Origin of the sequence: Flavobacterium rarum (SeqCode) (genome assembly GCF_965234445.1) — a bacterium.
Classification (GTDB): Bacteria; Bacteroidota; Bacteroidia; order Flavobacteriales; family Flavobacteriaceae; genus Flavobacterium; species Flavobacterium rarum.
This window is the reverse complement of the sequence record NZ_OZ248502.1, coordinates 39,074-55,352: the sequence shown is the minus strand read 5'-3', so window position 1 is coordinate 55,352 and position 16,279 is coordinate 39,074. Positions and strand designations below refer to the sequence as shown.

The following is a 16,279-nucleotide window of genomic DNA, read 5'->3' as shown; positions in this document are numbered from 1 at the left end:
TTGGAAACAGATGCCCTAGCCCCGATAGCAGTGAAAATCCTTTTTATTTTTTCTTTAAAAATAAAAAGATTGAAACGAATAGCGGGATAAAGCTCCTAAAAATAAAATATATGAGATTAGAAGATTTTGATAACGATGAAGACAAAGTAATCCAAGACAAGCTCAAACAGAAAACTTGGAACGAGATACGAAGCAATGATAGCTGGGGTATTTTTAAAATTATGTCCGAATTTGTAAACGGATATGATGCGATGGGACGTATTGGACCTTGTGTGACTATTTTTGGTTCGGCGAGGATAAAACCAGAAGATCATTATTATTTATTGGCCGAGAAAATTGCTTTCAAAATTAGTAAATCTGGTTATGGTGTGATTACTGGTGGTGGTCCCGGAATTATGGAGGCAGGTAACAAAGGAGCTCATTTGGGCGGTGGAACCTCTGTGGGACTAAATATCGAATTGCCTTTTGAGCAACATTTTAACCCTTATATTGACAGAGATAAAAACCTTAATTTTGATTATTTCTTTGTTCGAAAAGTAATGTTTGTAAAATATTCACAAGGTTTTGTGGTTATGCCGGGTGGTTTTGGAACTATGGACGAGCTGTTTGAAGCGATTACATTAATCCAAACCAAAAAAATTGCTAAATTTCCAATTATTTTGGTTGGGACTACATTTTGGTCTGGCTTGATTGATTGGATAAAAACAGTATTGGTAGAAAGAGAACATACCATAAGTCCAGAAGATTTAAACTTGTTTAAACTTGTAGATACTGAAGATGAAGTAGTTGATGTTCTGGATAAATTCTATAAAAAATATGATTTAAGTCCTAATTTTTAATACAGAGAGCCGTCTCGTCTTTTGGTGACAAGACGGCTCTTTTCGTTTGACGTTTTTCTGTGTATTTTAACTTAATAATACCGAACTTTTCTTAATTTTTTGTAACTTGTTTTAGTTTTGTATTTTTCAGTTAACTTATTCGTCCCCAAATTGAAAATCTATTGTAAAATCCTGTTTTTTATTGTTTTGTTGGTTTACCAAAAACAATATGCACAGCATCACTCCAAGATGGCTGTTGTTGTGAATATGGATGTTAAAACCCTGACTGTTGATCAGGAAATTACTTTTTATAATCAAACCAATGACACCTTAACTTCTATCGTATTAAACGATTGGAATAATGCTTTTTCGGATAGAAACAGCCCGCTTGGAAAACGATTTTCGGATGAGTTTTATAATAAGTTTCACATGGCATCTGATGAAGATCTTGGCGGAACAGATAATTTGATTATTGAAGACAAAGACAAAAATGTTTTTACTTGGGAAAGAACAATGAAAAATCCTGATTTTATAACCATTTTGCTACACCGAATATTGCTTCCAAACCAAAAAGTAATATTTCACCTTAGCTATGTTTCCAAAATACCAAGTAATAAATTCACCAAATACGGTCATTTTGAAAAGTATGGCATGCACCTTAAAAACTGGTTTCTTACCCCTGCCCGCTATGAAGAACATCAATTTATAAAATACAGCAACGAAAACCTAGATGATATTGCCAATGCAGTTTCGGATTTTGAAATTGATTTGAAGATTCCTAGTGCAAATGACATTACTACAGATTTAGAAATTTCTAATTTGTCCAAAACAGATGCAGAAACAAGCTCAAAACTTACGGGCAAAAGTAGAACTGATTTTGACATTGTCATTGAAAAAGAATCTACTTACACCAGTTATAAAATAGGCAACTTAGAATTGATGACCAATATCGGTTCAGGAAGATTCAGTGATTCTTTAAAATCAGTAATTATCAATAGAATTGTGGCTTTTTCGAATGCGAAAATTGGGCAATATCCATGTAGTAAAATCATAATTTCGGAGGCCGATTATGAAAAAAATCCGTTTTATGGGCTGAATCAATTGCCAAAATTCATGCGTCCTTTTCATACCGACTTTATATACGAAATAAAAATTTTAAAGACTTATTTGAATAATTACCTTAGAAATAGTTTGCGCTTAGATGCCAGAAAAGACAATTGGATTTATGACGGTATACAAATGTTTACCATGATGAATTATATTAATGAATATCACCCAGAAAGTAAAATGATGGGTTCGGCATCCAAGTATTACTTATTAAGAGGATTTAAATTGGCTCAAACTGATTTTAATGATCAGTACAGTTATTATTATATGCTTATGGCTAGAAAAAATCTAGATCAACCGCTAAATGCTCCCAAAAATAAACTCATAAAATACAACGTACAGATTGCCAATAAATACAAAGCTGGTTTAAGTTTACAGTATTTGGACGACTATCTTGGTCAAGATTTGGTTTCATCCAGTATTGTGGAGTTTTATGCTTTAAATAAGGAAAGACAAACCAACAGAAGAGATTTTGAAAACCTTTTAAAAACAAATTCGGCAAAAAACATCGATTGGTTTTTTAATTATATAATAGATAGCCGAGAAACTATTGATTATAAATTTGGTGCTATTACCAAAACAAAAGACAGTTTGACATTTACTGTAAAAAACAAAGGAGTTCCGCTAGTTCCAATGCCTATTTACGGAATTAGAAACAAGCAAGTAATTTTCAAAAAATGGCTGGAAACCAATCAAATCGATACTGTTTTGACATTCGATAGAAAAAGTGTCGACAAACTGGTACTGAATTATAAAAATGAAGTTCCCGAATTTAACTTAAGAAACAATTGGAAATCATTGACTCCTTTTTCATTAAATCGTCCTTTAAAGCTTACTTTTTTTGAAGATTTGGAGGATCCGCACTATTCGCAATTGTTTTATGTTCCTACCCTATTTTTCAATAAATACGATGGTTTTGCTCCTGGAATCAGTTTTTACAATTATAGTTTTTTTGATAAACCATTTGTATTTAACCTGAATCCAATGTATTCCATTAACACCAAATCAATTGTTGGGAGTTATACATTGGCCATTAATCAATATTTGAGAGAAGGAAGATTGTACAATATTCGGTATTCGGTAAACGGATCTTATTACCATTATGCACCAGACGCGGCTTATTTAAAATTATATCCAAGTGTATCCCTGTTTATTAGAGAACCTAGCTACAGAGACAATAGAAAACAAGCTATAACACTAAAATACAATATTATAAATAAAGAACCTTCGGCAATAGTTATTGACAGTACAGATAATTATTCGATATTAAACCTAAAATATTTTAATATAAAAACAGAGATAACCAGCCATGTCAAATTCTTAACGGATGTGCAAGTTTCGGCTTATTTTGGAAAAACCTCTGCAGAAATGGAATACCGTAAATTGTTCAGTGATAAGCGTTATTTTAACGTTAGAGTATTTGTTGGTACTTTTTTATACAATACCAATAATACGCAAAACTATAATTTTGGGATTTCCAGAGCAAATGATTATTTATTTGATTATGCCGCTTTTGCACGATCTGATGAGACTGGAATACTAAGCCAACAATACTTTATGTCGCAAGGAGGTTTTAAATCATTTGTAAATCCATCTGAATCGAATAAATGGCTGGCAACAACTAATTTGAGCTATAGTTTATTATGGAATTGGGTTGATGCTTATGCAGATCTCGGTTTGGTAAAAAACAGAGGACAGCAAACTGAATTCTTATACGATAGCGGTATACGACTTAATTTGGTACAAGATTACTTTGAATTATTCTTTCCGGTATATTCTTCGAATGGATTTGAAGTCTCACAAAAGCATTACGGAGAAAAAATACGATTTGTCTTTGTTTTTAATCCAAAATCATTAATTAATCTTTTTACTAGAAAATGGTTTTAATTCAAAACAAAAACTTTAAATTATTAAACAATTGCTCAGTTTTTTAAGTTAAAATTATATATATCGTAAAAATACATTCGTTTTACTGGAAATTATTTCATAATAAATTATAAAAATACAGAATGGAATAATGATATATACGTAGTTTTTCATTAGATTTGCAGCACTAAAGCTATACTTTTAATATTATGATTAAAGAGAAAGTCAATACTAGTTTAACATTCGAAGATTTTAAAACCGAAGTCTTAAATGATTACCGAATTGCCATAATAAGCAGAGAATGTAGTTTATTAGGTCGGAAGGAAGTATTAACTGGAAAAGCCAAATTTGGTATTTTTGGAGATGGTAAAGAAGTTCCACAGCTTGCTATGGCTAAATTCTTTAAAAATGGTGATTTTCGTTCTGGATATTACCGCGATCAAACTTTTATGATGGCTATTGGAGAATTGACTATTCAACAGTTTTTTGCCGGATTGTATGGTCATACTGACATTGAACAAGAGCCAATGTCTGCTGGAAGACAAATGGGAGGTCACTTTGTAACTCATAGTTTGAACGAAGACGGATCTTGGAAAAACTTAACACAACAAAAAAATTCTAGCGCTGATATTTCCCCTACAGCTGGGCAAATGCCAAGATTACTTGGATTGGCGCAAGCATCAAAAATATACAGAAACGTTCAAGGTATTCCAAATGCAGATCAATTTTCTATTGATGGAAATGAAATTGCATGGGGAACAATTGGAAATGCGAGTACTTCTGAAGGTTTGTTTTTTGAAACAATCAATGCAGCAGGGGTTTTACAGGTTCCAATGGTAATGAGTGTTTGGGATGATGAGTATGGAATTTCTGTTCACGCAAAACATCAAACGACCAAAGAAAATATTTCTGAAATATTAAAAGGATACCAAAAAGAGGAGAATTCTAATGGTTTTGAAATCCTTAAAGTTAAAGGTTGGGATTATGTTGATTTGATTGCGACATATGAAAAAGCTTCAGAAATTGCAAGAGAAAAACACGTTCCTGTTTTAATACACGTAAATCAGTTAACCCAACCGCAAGGACACTCGAGCTCCGGTTCACACGAAAGATATAAAAATGCTGCCCGATTGGCATGGGAAAAAGATTTTGACTGTATTCGTCAAATGAAATTATGGATGATTGCCATAAATATTGCTTCTCCAGAAGAAATTGATGCTATTGATTTGGAGGCTAAAAAAGAAGTTTTCGAGGGTAAGAAAGCTGCTTGGAATGCTTTTATTGGTCCAATAGTTGAAGAACAAAAAGAATTAGTAGCCATTTTGGAAAGAGTAGCCGTAACCAGTGCAAAAAAAGAAGATATACTTAAAACTATTTCTAGTTTAAAAAGTATTAAATCTCCTTTGAAAAAAGAAATATTGGTAGCTGCACGTAAAACATTACGTTCTATTATCAATGAGGAAGACAAAATAGAATTATCGAGCTGGATTACTAATTATATCAATAAAACTCAAATCAAATTCAGTAGTAATTTGTTTTCTGAATCGGATAAAAATGTTTTTTCGGTTAAAGAAGTTTTACCGGAATATTCAAATAATGCCATTGCAGATACCGATGGAAGAATGATATTGAGAGATAACTTTGACGCTATTTTTACTAAATATCCCGAAACTTTAATCTTTGGAGAAGATGCAGGAAATATTGGTGATGTAAACCAAGGTCTTGAAGGAATGCAAGAAAAATATGGCGAGTTGCGCGTTGCCGATGTTGGAATTCGTGAAGCTACTATATTAGGACAAGGAATCGGAATGGCATTAAGAGGTTTACGTCCTATTGCCGAAATTCAGTATTTGGATTATTTATTGTATGCTATTCAAATAATGAGTGACGATTTGGCTACTCTACAATATAGAACTGTTGGAAAACAAAAAGCACCGCTTATTATTCGTACTCGTGGGCATCGACTAGAAGGTATTTGGCATTCTGGTTCACCAATGGGAATGATTATAAATGCTATCAGAGGAATTCATGTTTTGGTTCCAAGAAATATGACACAAGCGGCAGGTTTTTATAATGCTTTGTTAGAATGTGATGAGCCTGCTTTGGTTATTGAATGTTTGAATGGGTATCGTTTAAAAGAAAAAATGCCAGAGAATTATGGTGAATTCAAAACGCCAATTGGTGTAGTTGAAACATTAAGAAAAGGAACTGACATTACACTAGTTTCTTATGGATCTACTTTAAGATTGGTAGAACAAGCCGCCAATGAATTGTTTGAAGCGGGTATTGATTGCGAAATTATCGATTTACAATCCTTACTTCCATTTGATATTCATAGTGATATTGTAAAAAGTATTGCAAAAACCAATCGATTATTGGTAATTGATGAAGATCTTCCAGGTGGAGCTTCTGCTTATATTTTGCAACAAATTATCGAGCAACAAGATGCGTACAACTTTTTAGACAGCAAACCTCAAACATTGACTGCCAAAGCGCATAGACCCGCTTATGGAACAGATGGCGATTACTTCTCAAAACCTTCTGCTGAAGACATTTACGAAAAGGTATATGAAATGATGCATGAAGTAAATCCTTCGAAATATCCTAGCTTGTATTAAGCTTTTAATTTAATATTCATAATCCCATTCGCCACGGTGAATGGGATTTTTTTTATCTTTATTCAAAACTTATTTTCTATCCCAAATGACACCATTAGAAACTTTATTTTTAGATTTAAAAGACATCAAAGTAATAGACAGCACAATCCTCTATTTTCAATATACTCCATTGGATTTATCTCCTTCGAATCTGGAATTGAATAAGCTGAATATTTCTGATGCTACTGAATTTGAAACCTATATTGAAAATCTTTTAGCCAAGAATAAAGCTTCAGTTGCTTATGGAGGTTATAATGAAGTACGCAATTTATACAAAAGAAGCACCGTTTTTAATGATACGAACACAGAGGAACGCAATATTCATATTGGTTTGGATTTATGGATTAAAGCGGGAACTTCTGTTTTGGCAGCTTTGGATGGGAAAATACACAGTTTTCAATATAACAATAATCTAGGTGATTATGGTCCGACCATTATATTGGAACATCAATTAGAAAATCAAACTTTCTATACTTTATACGGACATTTGGCATTTGAAAGTATTGCTTCTCTCAAAGTTGGCGATTTTTTTGCAAAAGGACAACAATTAGCAACATTAGGAGCTGCAACCGTAAATGGTGATTACGCCCCCCATTTGCATTTTCAAATTATAATTAGCATTGATGATAATTTTGGAGATTATCCAGGTGTTTGCAGTAAAGATAAACTGACTTATTATTTGGAAAACTGCCCTGATCCCAATTTGTTATTAAAGATTTAATAATAATCTAATATTTGTTTTAGAGTAAACAAAAATTAATAAAATGATTTCATCGCTTATTTTGCTACAATTTATATACTGTTTCTAAGCTATCTTATTGTTTTTTTTACAAAATTACTAAGCTACTAACCTTACGATTTCAAAAATATAAGTCCTTTATTAATAGCTATTGGAATTAGTTATGTTTACATTTGATATGGATATTCCCTTTTATGGGATAGGTCAAAGAGTATACTTCTTTTTACCTAGTTGTCCGAAGTAAATATTGGTACAATGAAATCAGTTTTGACCATAGACGACAATAGTTTACTTGAATCACTTCCTATCAAGAAATTAATAGCAACAAAAGAAATCAAAATCACAAAAGTCCCTACAGAAATACTTTCTTTTTCAAAGAAGGAACTCAAAAAAAAATCTTTTACTGTTGTAGCTATTGGTGCCTCTGCTGGTGGTCTTGAAGCAGTAACCCAATTATTGAAAAATCTTTCTCCTACTACTGGTATGGCTTATATCTATGTTCAGCACCTAAGTCCTGATCATAAAAGTTTGCTCGATGTGCTTTTGTCAAAAGTTACCCAAATGGAGGTTCAGGTGATTGATGATATGGAAATGATGAAACCCAATAACGTTTATGTAATTCCCAATGACAAGGAAATTGAAGTAACTGACCGTCATATAAAACTGATTCCTAGACCTACAAATCGGACCTCCAATTTCTCGATTGATCTCCTTTTCTCATCCTTGGCCGAGACGCATCATGAAAATGTAATTGGTGTTATTCTGTCGGGATCTGCCAATGATGGTACGCGCGGTTTGAAAGAAATTAAACAGGCAGGCGGAATCACTTTTGCTCAAGATGAATCGGCTAAGTTTAGTAGTATGCCTAATTCGGCAATTGCAGCTGGCATTGTTGATTTTGTTTTGTCTCCTGCAGCTATTGGAATTGAATTAACACGAATCAGTCAGAATCCAGCGCTAAAAAGGAGTTCTTTAAAAAAAACACCCGAAGCCGAAATTGAAAATAGCAATCCGGAGTTGAAGATAATTCTTCAACTTTTGCACAAAAGGAAAAATGTAGATTTCAGTCATTATAAAATGAATACCATTAAGAGGCGAATGCTTCGTAGAATGTTGGTTCATAAAATTAAAACTTTAAAAGAATACGCCGAGTTACTTTCTAACCAAAGCAATGAAGTAGATATTCTTTACCAGGATTTATTGATTAATGTAACTGCTTTTTTTAGAGATACAGAACCTTTTTTATATTTAAAAAAAGCAATTCTTCCTAAATTACTTGAAACCAAAACTACTGGAGAAACGCTCCGTATTTGGGTAGCCGCTTGCGCCACTGGAGAAGAAGTGTATTCAATTGCCATGCTAATGTTTGAATTACAGGAAAAGTATCCAAACAGTATTCCTTTTCAAATTTTCGCTTCCGACCTCAGTGCCGATGCTATTCGGATAGCTCGAATTGGCGAATATTCCACCACACAATTGGCGTCACTTTCTCCGGAAAGATTGGTTCGTTTTTTTGAAAAATCAAAAAATAAATACCGTATTTCAAAAGAGTTACGGGATGTTTGTGTTTTTGCAAAGCACAATATTTTGCGTGATCCTCCATTTTCAAGAATGGATTTTATCAGTTGCCGAAATATGCTAATCTATTTGGACACGATAGCTCAGAAAAAAGCCATTTCTACCTTTCATTATGCCTTAAATGATGGAGGATGTTTGATGTTAGGGAAATCGGAAACCATTGGAACATCGGCACAACTTTTTACTATTATTGATAAAAAAAATAAATTATATTCCCGAAAAAAAAATTCGGGATTACGAACCATTCCAGATCTTACATCACGTCTTTCCCATATTACTATGCCAGATAAAAATACAACCCCGACTTCAACATTCAAAAAAGTAGCTACATCTGTAAACGGTACCATCGGTCTGGCTTTTGATACCGTTTTGCTAGAACATCATGTTCCTGCCAGCGTTATCATTAACTACGATTTGGAAATTCTGCAATTTCGGGGATCAACTTCTTTGTACTTGCAACATTCTCCAGGCAAGGCCAGTTTTAATATTTTGAAAATGGCACATATCGAAATCTCATTTGAGTTACGAAACGCCATTCATCATGCCATAAAAACAAAACTTCCCATCCGGAAAATGGGGATAGAAATGAATCGAAATCCTATAGACAATACGATTCAGATTGTAAATATTGAAGCCATTCCCCTAAATATTGAAGGAGAAGAACCGCTGCTGATTGTTATATTTACTGGATACATTCAGCAGGAAACTGAAGAAGAATCCATCAAGGGAGAACAAAATAATACCATTGCAAAAGACCGTAGGATAAAAAAACTGGAAGAAGAATTGGCTGCAGCTAGAGCAGATATGGGTTCTATTACGCACGATCAGGAAGCCGCCAACGAAGAACTGCAAAGTGCCAACGAGGAAATAGTGTCCAGCAATGAAGAATTACAAAGCTTGAATGAGGAATTGGAAACATCCAAGGAAGAAATTGAATCGACCAATGAAGAATTGGTAACCAGTAATCAAGAATTGCATTCCAGAATCCAGCAAGTAGAAGAATTATACCAATATAATGAAGCCATACTTTCTACGGTTCATGAACCTGTGCTTATTTTGGATAAAGACATTAAAATCAAATCGGTGAACAAGTCTTTTTACAAAACATTTCATGTGACCGAGGAAGAATGCATTGGAGAATCATTGTATAAATTAGGAAATAACCAATGGAATATTCCAAAATTAAGAGAGTTAATTGAAGAGATCGCTTCGAAAAATAAGCATTTTCATGATTTTGAAGTAGAACATATTTTTCCGGTAATTGGCAAAAAGATAATGTTACTTAACGCTCATAAAATCATTCAGGCACGTGAAAATGAAGAACTGATTGTCCTTACCATTATTGACATTACCGATGTTCGAAATCTTGCCATTGAACTCCAAGTCAAAGAGAAAAAAGTATTGGAAGTACAACTTGAGGTTGAGAAAAAAGCACTTAAATTAATTGAAGACAGCAACAAACGCTACAGCATGATGCTGATGCAATCGCCTTTTTCTTTTGCTATATTAAAAGGAAAAGAAATGATAATAAGTTTAGCCAACGATAGTATTAAAGAGCTTTGGGGAAAAGGAAATATAGTAGAAAACAAATCTCTTTTTGCTATTTTACCCGAGTTAAAAGGAGGTGTTATTCCAAAAATGCTAGAAGAGGTTTACACAACAGGTGTTGCACAAGAGGGATATGAACTGCTTGTTCCTTTGATGCGGAACGGTCAATTGGAGGATGTTTATTTTAATTTTGTATATCAGCCGTATCTCGATGCCGATGAAACCATAATTGGAGTTACCATAATTGCTTATGAAGTTACGGCTCATATTAATTTAAAAAATGAATTAATTGACGCCAAACACATTGCGGAAGAAAACACAAAAATTGCCGAAAATGCCTTAAAATCAAAGCAACAATTTTTGTCTAATATGAGCCATGAAATTCGGACTCCAATGAATGCCATCATTGGTTTTACCAATGTAGTATTGAAAACGGATTTGAACAAAGAACAAAAAGAATTCATTACTGCCATTAAATCCTCAGGAAGTGCCTTGATTGTTTTAATTAATGACATTCTAGACCTTGCGAAAGTCGATGCTGGAAAAATGACCTTCGACAAGAAAACCTTTAATATATTCGAATCAATTGCCGACATCTTTTATTTATTTGAATCTAAATGTTTGGAGAAAAATCTAATATTAGAACAACAATATGACACTCGAATTCCTGAATATATCGTAGGTGATTGCATGCGTTTGAGACAAATTATTTTGAATTTAATAAGCAATGCCATCAAATTTACTTCCAAAGGAAAAATAATTTTAAGTGTTCAAATGCTAAAAGAAGATGCTGAAAAAACCACAATAGAATTTACCTTAACCGATACAGGAATTGGGATTGCAAAGAATAAATTGGAACACATTTTTGATAATTTTGAACAGGCTTCTACCGAAATTTCGAGGTTGTATGGAGGAACTGGTTTAGGACTTGCCATTGTCAAACAATTGGTAGAACATCAAGGTGGGACATTAATTGTAAAAAGTGATGAAGGTAAAGGTTCTACTTTTGGTTTTATAATGGATTTTGAAAAATTCTGTACCGAAATTCCTTCAGAAGTAGAAAATAGTATTCATGCCATAGAAGGATTAGAAAACATAAAAATTTTGGTAGCAGAAGACGTAACATTGAATCAGCTTTTGATAAAAATAATATTGGAAGAATTTGGTTTTCAATGTGATATTGCCGAAAATGGTAAAGTAGCTATAAAAAAACTTAAAGAAAATAGTTATGACATTGTTCTAATGGACATACTAATGCCCGAAATGAATGGGTTTGAAGCGACAGACTACATTCGGAATACTATGAATTCTAAAATTCCAATCATTGCGCTTACTGCAGATGTAACCACTGTAGATGTACAAAAATCTAAAACCGTTGGTATGAATGATTATATTTCTAAACCCATTGATGAAAAGCTTTTGTTTGAAAAAATAATTAAACAGCTTAAGAAAACGGTTCATAAGAAATGAAACCGCAAACCTTTGTCAATCCCGATAATTATCCTAATGTGTGGACACAAATATATTCTACTTCATAATGGGACACAGAATTAACAGATTAGACAGATTAGCACTGATTCTTTTGTGATAAATTAAAAGTTTGAGTATGAAATAAACATAATCTGTAAGGTCAAATATAGATTAACTAATTTTTATCTGTGTAAATCCGTCCAATCTGTGTTCTATTTTTAGATGTGTCCAAACGACAGGATAATTATCGGGATAACCTTTGACAAAGGTGTTATAAAAACAATCAACAATCAGTGAATTATACAACAATCTTGTAAATTCTATAACAGCGGTTCTTGATTTCTAGACGACCTTTACTCTATCCATTAAATAACAAAGAACTTGAAATTATACATCAAATACATGGTTAGTAATCGCTGCAAAATGGCAGTGAAAGAAGAGTTGAAAAAACTTGGTCTGCACTTTATTGTGGTTGATTTGGGCGAAGTAGAAATCATGGAGACTATTTCTATGTATCAAAGGGAACAACTAAAATTGGCCTTATTGGATTCCGGTCTCGAGTTGATGGATGACAAAAGAGCGATGCTTATCGAGAAAATAAAAAATGTAATAATTGAACTCGTTCACCATACTGACGAAAACATTAAAATCAATTTTTCGGATTTTTTGCATGAAAAACTAAACCACGATTATACGTATATGTCCAATCTTTTTTCGGAAGTGCAAGGAACAACCATAGAACAATTTATTATTTCGCACAAAACCGAAAGAATCAAAGAATTGATTATTTATGGCGAACTCAATATCACCGAAATCGCATGGAAAATGGGATATAGCAGTGTTGCCCATTTATCAAGTCAGTTCAAAAAAGTAACAGGACTATCCCCTACCCACTTTAAACAATTAAAAGACAAAAGACGTAGTCCGATTGAAGAAATTGGTAATTAATACGACTACCCTTTTGAAAACCCAACGATAAATAAAAAAAACAATACCACGCCTCCCCATGCAAGAATCACATTACTCCAGAAGTTTAATTGAAGCCAGTTTGGATCCTTTGATAGCCATAAGTGCCGAAGGAAAAATTATAGACATGAATGAGGCTTTTATGCATATCACAGGAGTGTCTAGGGAAGAATTAAAGGGCACTTTTTTTAATAATTACTTTACGGAACCCAACAAAGTTCAAGACGTTTATCAACAGGTTTTTGAAAAAGATTCGGTAACGGATGTTCCACTTATCTTACGCCATAAAAATGGAAAACTGTCCGAAGTACAATTTAATGGTTCTGTTTATAAAGACAATTGTGGTAATATAATTGGTGTAGTCATTGTAATAAGAGATATTGCAGACCAAAAATGGGCACTAGAATTACGAAATGCCAACAAAGAATTGGCTTTTCAAAATGACGAAAAAGAAAAAAGAGCCGATGAATTGGGTATTGCCAACAAAGAATTGGCTTTTCAAAATGAAGAAAAAGAAAAACGTGCCGACGAACTAGGAATTGCCAATAAGGAATTGGCTTTTCAAAATGAAGAAAAAGAAAAACGTGCCGACGAACTTGGGATTGCCAATAAAGAATTGGCTTTTCAAAACGAAGAGAAAGAGAAAAGAGCCGCTGAATTAGGGATTGCCAACAAAGAACTGGCCTACCAAAATGATGAAAAGGAGAAACGTGCTGCAGAATTATTCATTGCCAATAAAGAATTGGCTTATCAAAACGACGAAAAAGAAAATAGAGCAGCAGAGTTGGTTATTGCCAATGAAGAACTCGCTTATCAAAATAAAGTAAAAGAAAAAAGAGCAGCAGAATTGGTAATTGCCAACAAAGAATTGGCTTACCAAAATGATGAAAAAGAGAAAAGAGCAGACGAATTATACATTGCAAACAAAGAACTTATTTTTCAAACCGGAGAAAAAGAAAATAGAGCTGCTGAACTTGTTATTGCCGATTTGGAATTGGAGTTTCAAAACAAAGAAAAAGAGAAACGCGAAATTGCCAACAAAGAGTTAGAAGCTCACAGCTATTCACTTATGTTGGCTTCCCAATATTCATTGAGTTTAATTGAAGCCAGTCGGGATCCATTATTTACCATTTCGCCCAATGGAAAAATTACCGATACCAATGATGCAACCGTCCGAGTTACCGGTGTATCCAGAGAACAGCTAATTGGTTCCGATTTTATTGATTACTTTACAGAACCTCAAAAAGCAAAAGAAGGTTATAAAAAAGTTTTTTCAAAAGGCTTTGTTGTCGATTATCCACTCACCATAATGGATGGAAAATTAACAGATGTTTTATTCAATGGTTCGGTTTATAAAGATGATTTAGGAAATGTAGTTGGAGCCGTTGTGGTTGCCAGAGATATTACAGAACAAAAAAGAATTGCAACAGAGTTATTTGAAGCCAAAGTTTTTGCGGAATTGGCAACAGTTATAGCCGAAGAAGCAAAAAGTAAAGCAGAATTGGCTACTAAAATTGCAGAAAATGCAGTAAAAGCAAAACAACAGTTTTTGTCAAATATGAGTCATGAAATTCGCACTCCGATGAATGCCATTATAGGATTTACAAAAGTGGTTTTAAAAACCGAATTATCAGCCAAGCAAAAAGAATATTTAATGGCCATAAAAATGAGTGGAGATGCCTTAATTGTACTTATTAATGATATCTTGGATTTGGCAAAAGTAGATGCTGGGAAAATGACTTTTGAACAAAGCCCTTTCAAGATAAAAAAATCATTGTCGTCGATGCTTCATTTATTTGAAACAAAAGTTCAGGAAAAAAACTTAAAGTTAGTTTCAGAATACGACGATAAAATACCAGAAGTATTAGTTGGAGATGCAATTCGTTTGCACCAAATTATTTTAAATTTGGTTAGTAATGCAGTGAAATTTACAATCAAAGGTATCATTACTGTAAGTGTTCATTTAATGTTTGAAGATGATGAAAAAGTAATTATTGAATTTGCAGTCAATGACACTGGAATAGGAATAGCAGAAGATAAAATAGACCGAGTTTTCGAAAATTTCCAGCAAGCATCCAGTGGTACCTCCCGATTGTATGGAGGAACAGGACTTGGGCTTGCCATTGTAAAACAATTGGTAGAGTCCCAAGGAGGAAATATTAGGGTTAAAAGTAAAATAAACGAGTATTCTCGTTTTAGTTTTACGTTGCCTTTTCTAAAAACAAAAGAAGATGCAGTATTAGAAAATGAAATAATGGAATTGGATAATAAAATTAAAGGCATCCGAGTACTGGTAGTTGAAGATATGGCGCTAAATCAATTGCTGATGAAAACAGTTTTGGATGATTTTGGCTTTGAACGTGATATAGCCGAAAACGGAAAAATTGCCATCGAGAAACTTAAAACAAATCAATACGATATTATTTTAATGGACTTACAAATGCCTGAAATGAATGGCTTTGAAGCCACAGAACATATTAGAAAAACACTGAAATCGACAATTCCAATCATTGCTTTAACCGCTGATGTTACTACGGTAGATTTGGAAAAATGCAAAGCAGTAGGCATGAACGATTACATTGCAAAACCCATTGATGAAAGGGTATTGTACAGTAAAATTGTTAGTTTAATACAAAAGCCTCAAAACGCATTGCCCAGTAAAAATAAAAATATAGAGGTTACAGAAGCAGAAATAGTAAAATACATCAATCTGGATTATTTAAATCACCGTACCAAATCCAATCCAAAATTAATGATTGAAATGATTGGTTTGTATCTGGAACAAACGCCACAATTAATCAATACATTGAAGCAGAGTTTGGTTGATCAAGATTGGAATTTACTCAACGCCGCTATTCACAAAATGATTCCGTCTTTTTCAATAATGGGAATCCATTCCGATTTTGAAAATATGGCCAAAAAGATTCAGGAATTTGTTGCCATACAACAGCAAAATGATGAAATGGAAAATATGGTATTAAAATTGGAAGACGTGTGCATGCAAGCCTGTAAAGAATTGGAACTAGAATTAGAAAAATTAAAAAAATCCCTAAAATGAATACCGCAAACAAAATAAAACTGTTCTTAGTAGATGATGACGCCTTATTCTTGAAATCTTTGGAAATCGAGTTTCTAGATCATGCTGATTTTGAGATAGAGACCTACCCTACTGGCGAACTCTGTCTAGCCAATTTGTCTCATAATCCCGATGTAATTATTTTGGATTATCATTTGGATGGTATTGATTTGAATGCCATAAACGGTATTGATACCTTGGATAAAATAAAAGCATTCAATCCTGAAATCGAAGTGATTATGTTGTCTTCCCAAGATAAAATAGAGGTTGCAATTGATTGTATGCACCATCAAGCTTTTGATTATGTAGTAAAAAGTGAAACAGCATTTGTTCGCTTAAAAAAAATAATTTCTGCTCTTTTTGAATTTAGAAAAATGAAAAAAGAATTGAATTGGTACATGGAAAGGATGTAAAAAACTAACTTTTATTTTACCACATAAGAAATATAAGTTCA

At 33.3% G+C, this 16,279-nt stretch carries 8 protein-coding genes; all 8 read left to right on the top strand.

Annotation, left to right across the window (positions count from 1 at the left end):
• Positions 1-110: 110 nt before the first annotated feature.
• Positions 111-839, top strand: a complete 729-nt coding sequence (locus AC8GF4_RS12695; RefSeq protein WP_506595141.1) for an LOG family protein — start codon at positions 111-113, stop codon at positions 837-839.
• 150 nt (positions 840-989) lie between these two features.
• Positions 990-3,812 (top strand): gluzincin family metallopeptidase, encoded by a 2,823-nt coding sequence (locus AC8GF4_RS12690; protein ID WP_506595139.1) that lies wholly within the window; start codon positions 990-992, stop codon positions 3,810-3,812.
• Between the two features lie 188 nt (positions 3,813-4,000).
• The gene (locus AC8GF4_RS12685; RefSeq protein ID WP_506595138.1) at positions 4,001-6,409 is read left to right on the top strand and encodes an alpha-ketoacid dehydrogenase subunit alpha/beta; all 2,409 of its coding nucleotides are present in this window, start codon (positions 4,001-4,003) and stop codon (positions 6,407-6,409) included.
• Between the two features lie 85 nt (positions 6,410-6,494).
• Entirely contained in the window at positions 6,495-7,169 is a 675-nt protein-coding gene (locus AC8GF4_RS12680; protein ID WP_506595136.1) for a peptidoglycan DD-metalloendopeptidase family protein, read from the top strand.
• A gap of 273 nt (positions 7,170-7,442) precedes the next feature.
• Complete coding sequence (locus AC8GF4_RS12675) at positions 7,443-11,783, top strand: CheR family methyltransferase (protein ID WP_506595134.1); 4,341 nt, start codon at positions 7,443-7,445, stop codon at positions 11,781-11,783.
• A 402-nt stretch (positions 11,784-12,185) separates the two neighbouring features.
• A complete protein-coding gene (locus AC8GF4_RS12670) occupies positions 12,186-12,731 on the top strand; it encodes a helix-turn-helix domain-containing protein (RefSeq protein ID WP_506595462.1) in 546 nt (181 codons plus the stop codon).
• A gap of 58 nt (positions 12,732-12,789) precedes the next feature.
• Entirely contained in the window at positions 12,790-15,807 is a 3,018-nt protein-coding gene (locus AC8GF4_RS12665) for a hybrid sensor histidine kinase/response regulator (RefSeq protein WP_506595133.1), read from the top strand.
• Positions 15,804-16,238, top strand: a complete 435-nt coding sequence (locus tag AC8GF4_RS12660; protein WP_506595132.1) for a response regulator — start codon at positions 15,804-15,806, stop codon at positions 16,236-16,238. Before AC8GF4_RS12665 ends, AC8GF4_RS12660 begins: the two co-directional genes overlap by 4 nt.
• Positions 16,239-16,279: the final 41 nt, after the last annotated feature.

What these genes read in the sequence shown, in the direction of transcription:
- AC8GF4_RS12680 (WP_506595136.1), top strand. Translation starts at nt 6,495, where the DNA reads ATGACACCATTAGAAACTTTATTTTTAGATTTAAAAGACATCAAAGTA.
- AC8GF4_RS12695 (WP_506595141.1), top strand. Translation starts at nt 111, where the DNA reads ATGAGATTAGAAGATTTTGATAACGATGAAGACAAAGTAATCCAAGAC.
- AC8GF4_RS12685 (WP_506595138.1), top strand. Translation starts at nt 4,001, where the DNA reads ATGATTAAAGAGAAAGTCAATACTAGTTTAACATTCGAAGATTTTAAA.
- AC8GF4_RS12670 (WP_506595462.1), top strand. Translation starts at nt 12,186, where the DNA reads ATGGTTAGTAATCGCTGCAAAATGGCAGTGAAAGAAGAGTTGAAAAAA.
- AC8GF4_RS12675 (WP_506595134.1), top strand. Translation starts at nt 7,443, where the DNA reads ATGAAATCAGTTTTGACCATAGACGACAATAGTTTACTTGAATCACTT.
- AC8GF4_RS12660 (WP_506595132.1), top strand. Translation starts at nt 15,804, where the DNA reads ATGAATACCGCAAACAAAATAAAACTGTTCTTAGTAGATGATGACGCC.
- AC8GF4_RS12665 (WP_506595133.1), top strand. Translation starts at nt 12,790, where the DNA reads ATGCAAGAATCACATTACTCCAGAAGTTTAATTGAAGCCAGTTTGGAT.